At 69.0% G+C, this 10,050-nt stretch carries 6 protein-coding genes; 3 read left to right on the top strand and 3 right to left on the bottom strand.

All coding sequences use genetic code 11. The features are described from left to right. Positions 1 to 122 precede the first annotated feature (122 nt). Positions 123 to 1,604: an IMP dehydrogenase gene (gene guaB / locus Aple_RS31880; protein WP_155348481.1), complete on the top strand. Its 1,482-nt coding sequence runs from the start codon at positions 123 to 125 to the stop codon at positions 1,602 to 1,604. 48 nt (positions 1,605 to 1,652) lie between these two features. Further along, the gene (locus Aple_RS31875) at positions 1,653 to 2,768 is read left to right on the top strand and encodes a GuaB3 family IMP dehydrogenase-related protein (protein ID WP_174889903.1); all 1,116 of its coding nucleotides are present in this window, start codon (positions 1,653 to 1,655) and stop codon (positions 2,766 to 2,768) included. A 410-nt stretch (positions 2,769 to 3,178) separates the two neighbouring features. Here the strand turns inward: Aple_RS31875 and nagA are convergent, their stop codons facing one another. Together nagA and Aple_RS31865 are read right to left on the bottom strand one after the other, a co-directional pair. Beyond that, positions 3,179 to 4,312, bottom strand: coding sequence for an N-acetylglucosamine-6-phosphate deacetylase (gene nagA / locus Aple_RS31870; protein ID WP_155348423.1), 1,134 nt, complete (start codon positions 4,310 to 4,312; stop codon positions 3,179 to 3,181). A 329-nt stretch (positions 4,313 to 4,641) separates the two neighbouring features. After that, positions 4,642 to 5,382: a VOC family protein gene (locus tag Aple_RS31865; RefSeq protein WP_155348422.1), complete on the bottom strand. Its 741-nt coding sequence runs from the start codon at positions 5,380 to 5,382 to the stop codon at positions 4,642 to 4,644. A gap of 443 nt (positions 5,383 to 5,825) precedes the next feature. Between Aple_RS31865 and Aple_RS31860 the strand changes: the two genes are divergently transcribed. Beyond that, positions 5,826 to 7,568, top strand: coding sequence for a glycerol-3-phosphate dehydrogenase/oxidase (locus Aple_RS31860; protein ID WP_155348421.1), 1,743 nt, complete (start codon positions 5,826 to 5,828; stop codon positions 7,566 to 7,568). Here Aple_RS31860 and Aple_RS31855 read toward each other — a convergent pair. Beyond that, positions 7,565 to 9,877: a transposase gene (locus Aple_RS31855; protein ID WP_155348420.1), complete on the bottom strand. Its 2,313-nt coding sequence runs from the start codon at positions 9,875 to 9,877 to the stop codon at positions 7,565 to 7,567. The genes Aple_RS31860 and Aple_RS31855 overlap by 4 nt on opposite strands. Positions 9,878 to 10,050: the final 173 nt, after the last annotated feature.

Below are 10,050 nucleotides of genomic sequence, written 5' to 3'. Positions count from 1 at the left end.
GGGAGAACCACCGCAATGCCGAGGTGGGTTATCCACAGGTGGAGGGGTGGGAGTTGGGGAGGGCCACTACACTGACCAGCGGGGGGCTTAGGGCGGGTCTCCTGGTGGGAGGGGCGCAGATGATGGGGAAGTTCACCGAACCAGGGCTCACGTTCGATGATGTTCTACTCGTGCCTGCGTATTCGGATTTGCAGCCGGGGGATGCGGATACCTCGACGCGGTTGTCGAGGAATATCACGTTGCGGATTCCGCTGATTTCGGCGGCGATGGACACGGTGACCGAGGCCCGGATGGCGGTGGCGATGGCCCGCCAGGGAGGGATCGGGATTCTGCACCGCAATCTGTCCATTCAGGATCAGGCGCAGCAGGTCGATCTGGTGAAGCGGTCCGAGGCGGGGATGGTGAGCAATCCGGTCACATGCACGCCGGATGCCACCCTGGCCGACGTCGAGAAGCTGTGCGCGCGCTACCGGATCTCCGGCGTGCCGGTCACCGATGAGGCGGGCGTGCTCGTCGGCATCGTGACCAACCGGGACATGCGCTACGAGAGCGATCATTCGCTGCTGGTCCGCGACGTCATGACGAAGATGCCGCTGGTCACCGCGCCGGTGGGGGTCTCCAGGGACGAGGCGTTCCGGCTGCTGCGCTCGCGCAAGGTCGAGAAGCTGCCGCTGGTGGACGAGCAGGGGCGGCTGCAGGGCCTGATCACGGTCAAGGACTTCACCAAGAGCGAGCAGTATCCGCTGGCCACCAAGGACGCCGACGGGCGGCTCATGGTCGGCGCCGCCGTGGGCGTGGCGGGCGACGCCCAGGAGCGGGCGCACGCGCTGATCGAAGCCGGTGTCGACGTGATCATCGTGGACACCGCGCACGGCCACTCCAAGGGCGTCTGCGACATGGTCGCCAAGATCAAGGCCAACAGCCGGGTGGACGTCGTGGGCGGCAACATCGCCACCCGCGCGGGCGCGCAGGCACTGGTCGAGGCGGGCGTGGACGCGGTCAAGGTCGGGGTCGGCCCCGGCTCGATATGCACCACCCGGGTGGTGGCGGGCGTGGGCGCACCGCAGGTCACCGCCATCTACGAGGCCTCGCTCGCGGCCGGGCCCGCCGGGGTCCCGGTGATCGGCGACGGCGGCCTGCAGTATTCGGGGGACATCGCCAAGGCGATCGCGGCCGGCGCGTCCTCCGTCATGCTCGGCTCGCTGCTGGCCGGCTGCGAGGAATCGCCCGGCGAGCTGATCTTCATCAACGGCAAGCAGTTCAAGTCCTACCGGGGCATGGGCTCGCTGGGCGCGGTCCGCAACCGGGAGCGCGGAGGCGCCTCGTTCAGCAAGGACCGCTACGCCCAGGACGGGATCTCCAGCGAGGACAAGTTCATCCCCGAGGGCATCGAGGGGCAGGTGCCCTACCGGGGCCCGGTCTCCGCCGTCGCCCACCAGCTGGTCGGGGGAGTCCGCCAAGGCATGTGGTACACGGGCGCTCGTACTATCGCCGACCTGCGGGAAAACGGCCAGCTGATGCCGATAACCGCCGCCGGGCTCAAAGAGAGCCACCCGCACGACATCCAGATGACAGTCGAGGCTCCCAACTATCACCGTCGTTAGAGTACGTAGGGCACTACCTAACGCACACGTACTGGGCGAGGAACGAAAATGACTCAGGTGGAGATCGGCCGGGGCAAGACCGGCCGCCGGGCATACGCGCTGGACGAGATCGGCATCGTGCCGTCCCGGCGGACGCGGGATCCCGAGGAGGTCTCGATCTCCTGGCAGATAGACGCCTACCGGTTCGAGTCCCCGGTGGTGGTGAGCCCGATGGACAGCGTGGTCTCCCCGCACACCGCGATCGAGATCGGCCGCCTCGGCGGGCTCGCCGTCCTCGACCTGGAAGGGCTCTGGACGCGGTATGAGGATCCGCAGCCCTTGCTGGACGAGGTCGCCACCCTGAGCGCCGAGGCCGGAACCCGCCGCCTCCAGGAGATCTACACCGCGCCCATCCAGGACGACCTGATCGGCCGCCGGATCGCCGAGATCCGCGGGGCGGGCGTGACCACCGCCGTCCGGCTCTCCCCGCAGCGCACGGTCCAGTACCACAAGGCCGTGATCGACGCGGGCGTGGACATCTTCGTCATCCGCGGCACCACGGTCTCCGCCGAGCACGTCTCCGGCCGCGCCGAACCGCTCAACCTCAAGCAGTTCATCTACGAACTCGACGTCCCCGTCATCGTCGGCGGCTGCGCCACCTACACCGCCGCCCTGCACCTGATGCGCACCGGCGCCGCCGGCGTGCTCGTCGGCTTCGGCGGCGGCGCCTCCCACACCACCCGCAACGTCCTCGGCGTCGTCGTCCCGATGGCCACCGCGATCTCCGACGTCGCCGCCGCCCGCCGCGACTACATGGACGAATCCGGCGGCCGCTACGTCCACGTCATCGCCGACGGCGGCATGGGCGGCTCCGGCGACATCGCCAAGGCCATCGCCTGCGGCGCCGACGCCGTCATGGTCGGCTCCCCCCTGGCCCGCGCCGCCGAAGCCCCCGGCCGCGGCTTCCACTGGGGCTCCGAAGCCCACCACCCCGACCTCCCCCGAGGCCGCCGCGTCGAATTCGGCACCATCGGCACCCTCGCCGAAATCCTCCACGGCCCCTCCTCGGTAGCCGACGGCTCCATGAACCTCATGGGCGCCCTCAAACGCACCATGGCCACCTCGGGCTACTCCGACATAAAGGAATTCCAACGCGTCGAGGTAGTGGTCGCCCCACCGCAGTAGCAGCCGACCTCGCCACACCGCCTTTATCGGCCGCACCTGCCCTGCTTCGCGAGAGCCACCGCCGCGTCCGCCGCATGGTCACCGGGCGCGGCCAGGCAGATACGTCGCCCACACCGCGAATGTCGCTTACCTGACCGTGAGCACGCCCCTGGCCGGGACCGGCCGCGTCGACGGTACGGCCCTGGCGGTGGATCGTGCCGGCGAGGACGCGGAGCCCGAGGGAAACAACGGGCTGGGTGGGTGGGAAACCTCCAGGTCAAGCTGTCGCTTCATTGGAGCGACCAGGGGGATGGGGGTCGGGCGGGGCGCGAGGGAAAACGGAAGGTTGGGTGGGAACCGTGGTGCCGTGGCCTGTTGTTCGTCCGGCGATCATGGGTGAGCGCGTGTGGGCGGGTGGCAGGTGGGGGTGGTTAGGGCTCGGTGGTCCAGGTGCCGTGTTTCATTACGGCGTGGACGGTCAGGTTGTCGTTGAGGATGACCAGGTCGGCGTACTTGCCGGTGGTGATTGAGCCGATTTCGTGGGATAGGCCGAGGACTTGGGCTGGGGTTAGGGCGGTTACCTGGGCGGCTTGGGGGAGGGTCATGCCGTTGGTTTGCACGCCTCGGCGGAAGGCGCGGTCCATGGTGAGGGTGCTGCCCGCGATTGCTCCGCCGCCGGCCAGGCGGGCCACGCCGTCGCGGACTTCGACCTTCATGGGGCCGAGGTCGAAGTCGCCGTCGGGCATTCCGGCCGCGTCCATTGCGTCGGTGACGAAGGCCACGCGCGTGGCGGGGACGGCGGCGAGGACCAGGTCGATCACGGACGGGTTCAGGTGCACTCCGTCGTTGACGATCTCGACGGTGACGCGGTCGTCGACCATGGCGGCGGTGATCGGGCCGGGGTCGCGGTGATTGAGGGGGCGCATCGCGTTGAACAGGTGGGTGGCCACCGAGGCGCCCAGATCAATGGCGGCCATGCTCTGCTCGAACGTGGCATCGGTATGCCCGATGGCGGCTACCACCCCGGAATCGACGCACTCCCGTACCGCTTCCAGTGCCCCTGGTAGTTCGGGGGCCAGGGTGAACATCCGCACGTGCCCGTCACCGGCCTTGATCAGCTCGGCGAACTCGGCGGCCGAAGGGCTCCGGAGCAGCTCCGGCCGGTGCGCCCCGCACCGAACCGCCGAAATGTAGGGCCCCTCGTAGTGAATCCCGGCCAGCAGCCCTTCCGCGCACAACCCGGCCAGCATCCCCGCCGCGGCCTTCAACCGATCGAGTGGCGCGGTGACAAGGCTGGCCAGAGCCGTCGTGGTCCCATGTTCCCGATGGAACGCCACCGTTCGCCGAGCCTGTTCTTCCGACCCCGCCGGATACCCGGACCCCCCACCGCCATGCACATGAATATCCACAAACCCGGGAACGACGATGCGCCCTCCCAGCCCACGCCCATTCCCAGGCGCCGGACCTCGCCCGACATGAGTGATTCGCCCGTCCTCGATGGTCAGCCATCCATGATGGACGCCATCGGGCGTCACGATCCGCGCGTCGGAGAGAGTGATGCTCATGCGCCTATCCTTCCCGGTCACGGCTCCACTCGCGACGTACGCGATCAGTCGCCAAGCCGTGACGACAACTCGGCCGGCACCGGACCGTTTGTGGCAGCTACTGAGGTTGAGCTCGTGATGTCGTCTCTCTGCTCAGGCTGCTCTGATGGTCAGCCCGGTCCCTGCCAGGCAGCCGTCTATGAGGTGGCTGCGGTGGCGAGCGAGCTGATCTCGCCCCCTACGCAAGCTCTCGCCGCCCGAATCGACCGAGACGCCGCAGCCCAACCCACCCGGGTCATGGCACATGAGCACACAAGGCTCACGTGTCGGGGTGTCGTCAGGGCTCCAGGTCAGGACGGGGCGAGGACGCAGAACTCGTGGCCCTCCGGGTCGGCCAGGACCGTCCACGAGACGTCGCCCTGGCCGAGGTCGAGGTCGGTGGCGCCGAGGGCCCGCAGCCGGGCCACCTCTGCTGCTTTGTCGTCACCGGGGTACGGCAGCAGGTCAAGGTGGACGCGGTCGGGCACGGTCTTCACGCCGGGCCTGCGGAGGAACTCCAGATACGGGCCGACACCCTTGGCGGAGCGCAACACCGCATGATCGCCGGTCACCTCATGCAGGGTCCAGTCCATCGCCTCACCCCAGAACCGGGCCATGGCCCGCGGATCGGCACAGTCGACCACCACAGCGGCGATCGGCCCGGTGTCCCGGTAGATCTCCCGAGGCTCCAGCACGCAGAACTCGTTGCCCTCCGGGTCGGCGAGGACCGTCCACGGCACTGTGCCCTGGCCCACGTGGGCGGGCGTCGCGCCGAGCGCCTTCAGGCGCGCGACCAACTCCGCCTGATGGGCCGCAGAGGTGGTGGCGAGATCGAGGTGCACACGGTTCTTTGTCGTTGTCTTGGGTTCCGGGACGGGAACAACGTCGATGCCGACGGCGACCGGGTCGGGCCAGACGAAGCCGCCGGCGGGTCCAACATAGGTGGTCACGCCGGGTCTGTACGCATTCCAGCCGAGTGCCTCCGCCCAGAACCGGCCGACCGCCGAGTCATCGAGAGCCTTTATGTTCACCTGAACAGGTCGCAATGCCATGCCGGCGATCCTATGCACCCGCTCCGCAACGACATCCGCACCGTCGTCAAACAGGGATCAGCTCGCTCACCAGCCGCAATGCTCGGCTCGCCAACTAGAACGCTCAGCCCTGCCAGGTGAACTGCTCGCTCGCCAGATGAAGGGCTAAGTCACAGTCAGCCCCTACGACACCACGAGTTCAACCTCAGTAACGACGCCAGCCGCCCGGCGTTTTCGCTCGAGCAGGGCCGTACCAGCAGCTGGAGGTGTGTGGTGGCCAGCGCCCTGGTCGTGAGCGGGGTCAGTGTCCTCGGCCAGGTCGAAGGCGCACGTCGTGGCATGGATTTGGATGGCTGTCATGGCGGATACGGTCGTGAGGGAAGCCACAGTGGGTGGGCGGCTACTCGCCGGTAGATTGCGGGTAGAACGACAGACGTAGGCGTTAGCCGTACAAAGGGAGATCTATGACGGCCCGACTGGGGACAGCGAGGCTTGGCCCGGCCGAGCGGTATGCCGCATTGGGCTCGATGGGGTCGCAAGAGCTGGATGTGGTGGTGGTTGGCGGGGGTGTGGTCGGCGCGGGGGTGGCGCTCGACGCGGCTACGCGGGGGCTGTCGGTGGGGCTGGTGGAGGCGCGGGATTTCGCCTCGGGGACCTCGTCGCGGTCGTCGAAGCTGATCCATGGGGGGCTTCGGTATCTCGAGCAGCTCAACTTCGATCTGGTACGGGAGGCGTTGCAGGAGCGGTCGCTGTTGCTTCAGCGGATTGCTCCGCATCTGGTGAGGCCGGTGCCGTTCTTGTTCCCGTTGACGCATACGGGGTGGGAGCGGCCGTATGTGGGGGCTGGGCTGGTTCTTTACGACAGCTTGGGGTTTTCGTTTGGATTCACCCGGGGGGTTCCGGGGCATCGGCATCTGTCGCGGAGGCGGGCGCTGCGGTTGGCTCCCGCGTTGCGGCGGACGTCGTTTACGGGGGCGGTGCAGTACTGGGATGCGCAGGTCGATGATGCCCGGTATGTGATGACATTGCTGCGGACGGCGGCGACGTATGGTGCGCATGTGGCGTCGCGGGCGCAGGTTGTCGGGTTTCTCCGGGAGGGGGAGCGGGTCACCGGGGTACGGGTCTGCGATCTGGAGACCGGTACGGAGCTGGACGTGCGGGCCCGGCAGGTGGTCAATGCGACCGGGGTCTGGACTGACGACATTCAGGAGCTGGTCGGCGGGCGTGGGCAGATCCACGTCAACGCGTCCAAGGGGGTGCATCTGCTGGTGCCCCGGGATCGGATCCACTCGCTTACCGGAATCATCCTTCGCACCGAAAAATCGGTGCTTTTCGTGATTCCTTGGGGGAGGCATTGGATCATCGGGACCACCGATACCGCCTGGACTCTCGACAAGGCGCATCCGGCGGCTTCTCGTACCGACATCGATTATGTTCTCGATCACGTTAATGCGGTTCTCTCGGTGCCGTTGACCAGGGACGATGTCGAGGGGGTGTACGCGGGACTGCGGCCGTTGCTGCGTGGTGAGTCTGAGCAGACCTCTCAGCTGTCCCGTGAGCACGTGGTGGCTCATCCGGTGCCTGGGCTGGTCATGGTGGCGGGGGGCAAGTTCACGACGTATCGGGTCATGGCCGCGGATGCCGTGGACGCGGTCGCGCACGGTCTGGACTTGCGGGTGCCGCCTTCCTGCACTGATCGCATCCCGCTCGCTGGAGCCGAGGGCTATCAGGCCCGCTGGAACTCCCGCAATCGTCTCGCCGAATCCTCCGGGCTGCACGTGGCCAGGATCGAGCACCTGCTCCAGCGGTACGGATCGATGATCGACGAGGTGCTCGTCCTCATCGAGGCGGACCCCAGCCTGGCCAGACCGCTCACCGGCGCCGACGACTACCTGCGCGCCGAGATCGTTTACGCGGCCACCCATGAGGGCGCTCGCCATCTCAACGACGTTCTCACCCGTCGCACGCACATCTCCATCGAGACCTTCCATCGCGGCCTCGCCGTTGCCGAAGAGGCCGCCGAGCTCCTGGCCGAGCCTCTGGGCTGGGACGCTGAACAGGTCAAACGCGAGGTCGAGTACTACACCAAACGCGTCGAAGCCGAACGCGCCTCCCAAGAACAGGACACCGACCAAGAAGCCGACGCCATCCAGATGGGCGCCCCCGAAATCGTCCCTGTAGCCGCCCCCGAAGGACGCTCCCTCTAAGACCTGCCCCGTAAGTCGGGGCAGTCCGGGGTGACGGGCATGCCGCTCCGGCGTGGTCCCTGCACCGCGAACGCGGGTCGGAGCTCATTCGGGGTTGACATGCCGCACGTTCCGGCACTTCGCCGAGCAGAGGCCCGCCCGCGTGCGCGCCGCCACCGGCGGCGGGCACCCGGGCGGGCTGCCGTACCGCCCGTCCGCTGCCCGGTCGGGGCAGGGACGGGACTTACGACGGTTGACTCGGACAGGGCCTCTTGCAGCCCCTTAAAATCATGGGTGAGCAGCGCCGCCGCCCGGTCGTAATCAACCTGGGCGGTGCCCGGGTCGGCCGGGTCGGAGAAGACCACGAGGGCGGCCAGCGCGGCGGAGACCAAGTCCCGATCCCCGTTCAGGCCACAGGCGGAGCAGACGTGCACCCGCACGGCCAGGGTTTTGGTGACCTTCGCCCCGCACAGGCAGTGCTGGGACAGGGCGGTCGGACGGGTGGCGGCCCGCAGCAGGGCTCCGCCGGCGGCCGTGCATTCGGCGGCCAACGCGGTGACGAGCTGTCCGGGGGTGAACGCCATGCAGGTGCGGCCCCACCGGCGATGCCAGGTCGCGATGTGGCAGTCCTCGACCACCAGGTTGGTGCCATGCAGGCTGATGATGGTCGCGGCGGCCTGGCGGGCGCGGGCCCGCCTTGCGACGGTGCGACGGGCTCCGGCCGCCTTGTCCCGGGCGCGGAGCCGCCGGTAGGAGGCCGACAGCCGGTCCTGTCGGTACGGCCGCGCAGGGCGTTTCCCCCGTGCTTGGGTAAGCCGTTCCCCGCCCGGCAGATGGATCTGTTTGACGGGCAGGCCAGCCCGGGCGCGGCGGGCGGCGCGGGCTTGCTGCCGGGCCGAGGGCCGGTACTGGGCGGGGTTGGCGGCGCGGCGGGAGCGGTCCAGGGCCTTGCGGCGTCCAGCGGCTTTCTTCCGGTCCCGGGCCAGCTCATTCTGCTGGGCGGGGGTCAGGGTGAGCCGGGTCGCGGTCACCGGCGCGTTCCCCGAGCCCGCGGCGGCGGGAGCGCCGGGGATTGTTTCCCCGATGTCGTCCACGCCGATCAGGGCGCCGCCGTCCGCGCTGGGGCCGTCCCCGATCGAGTCGCCCTGATGCGGGCCACCGGCCACGAAACCACTGCTCGCGGCGGCATTGCTCGCCGTGGCATTGCCCGCGGCGGTGCCGGTCGCGGGGAAGGAGACCACCGACAAGTTGGACACGTTCGCGTCGACCCCGCCGATCCGGTCCAGCCCGGCCGCCCTCGCGCGGCGGGCCCGGGTCGCCGGGGCCGCATACCCCGCCCCGAGGACCAGCAGATGCGCCTCATACCGCCACCCGCCCGGGGCGCCCGGGTCAGCGACCCGCACCAGATCGATCTTGTGCCAGCGGGCCGGGTCATTCAGGTAGTGCGCCAGGTAGGGCCAGCGGCCCGCGCCCTGCGGCAGCCGGACCGGCAGCACCAGGTCCCCTTTCCGGCTGGCGGCCCCGCCGGAGAACACGACAACGAGAGGCCCAACGTGGTCCCACCACGAACCGGCGGTCCGGCCTGTCGGCGATGACGCCGGTGGGACCGGCATCCGGAGCGGCTGCGCCAGCACCGACTCCCCGTCCCCCATCACGTCGGCAACCCGGTCGATGGTTGTGTCGGCGGGGGTGCCGGGGGCCCGGTAGGCGGCCAGATGTCCCTCCAGGGTGCCGTGCAGGCGGAACGTCTCCCATTTGCGTGGGCTGGTGTGGGAGCGGGCCCGGCCCGGGATCCGGGTATAGTCCCACCACGGCAGTCTGCGGCGTGGGGCCCCGGCCCGCCGTCCTGCCGCGTCCCTGAACAGGTGCCGTTCCACCCCGGTCCAGACCTCGTCGGCCTGGTGCATGACCAGGGCCTTGGTGACGTGGGCCTTCAGATGCCCGGCCGCGTCCAGATGCGCGTAGCCGCGCTGCTCCAGGCCGGTGCGGGACAGGCCCAGTTCGCGTCGCCACGCGGGTTCGTCCGCGACCCGGCGCCGGTCGCCGTGCCAGTAGGCGACCACCATGTTCGCGGCGTCGCGCCGCAGCGCGCGTTTGATCTGCCACATCGCGGAAAACAGCTGCTCCAGGCGGCGCCGGTCGGCCGGGCGGGTCACGGACAGGGGCAGGCGGATCACCGAGACCGGCCCGTCTTTGTCGCGTTTCCAGGCGGGCTGTTTGTTTTTCCCCCGGAACCGCCGCCCCGACGACAAGGACGACGAGGAGAGGCCGCCAGGCAGGCCGTTATCGGGGCTCCCGGTCACCTCATGCGTCACTCCCGTCACGGTCATCAATCCACCATGACAGAGACCACTGACAAAACTTCATTTCCACCGGCCCCCCGGCCCCCGGGTGCACGTCAGATTTGTAGGTGGCCGTCATGATCGGCTGATTGTGGCGGGTCAGGCGGTCCGAGAAGGGCTTTGCGGTGCTGCGGTGTGTGCGCTGGCCTCTGGCCCGGGTC

Source organism: Acrocarpospora pleiomorpha (assembly GCF_009687885.1).
Lineage (GTDB): Bacteria > Actinomycetota > Actinomycetes > Streptosporangiales > Streptosporangiaceae > Acrocarpospora > Acrocarpospora pleiomorpha.
Note: the sequence above shows the minus strand (reverse complement) of the source record. Positions and strands in the feature narration are given on the sequence as shown.

Excerpts from the sequence above, each read along its gene's own strand:
- guaB (WP_155348481.1), top strand. The coding sequence starts at position 123 with ATGGGGAAGTTCACCGAACCAGGGCTCACGTTCGATGATGTTCTACTC.
- Aple_RS31875 (WP_174889903.1), top strand. The coding sequence starts at position 1,653 with ATGACTCAGGTGGAGATCGGCCGGGGCAAGACCGGCCGCCGGGCATAC.
- nagA (WP_155348423.1), bottom strand. The coding sequence starts at position 4,312 with ATGAGCATCACTCTCTCCGACGCGCGGATCGTGACGCCCGATGGCGTC.
- Aple_RS31865 (WP_155348422.1), bottom strand. The coding sequence starts at position 5,382 with ATGGCATTGCGACCTGTTCAGGTGAACATAAAGGCTCTCGATGACTCG.
- Aple_RS31860 (WP_155348421.1), top strand. The coding sequence starts at position 5,826 with ATGACGGCCCGACTGGGGACAGCGAGGCTTGGCCCGGCCGAGCGGTAT.
- Aple_RS31855 (WP_155348420.1), bottom strand. The coding sequence starts at position 9,877 with ATGACCGTGACGGGAGTGACGCATGAGGTGACCGGGAGCCCCGATAAC.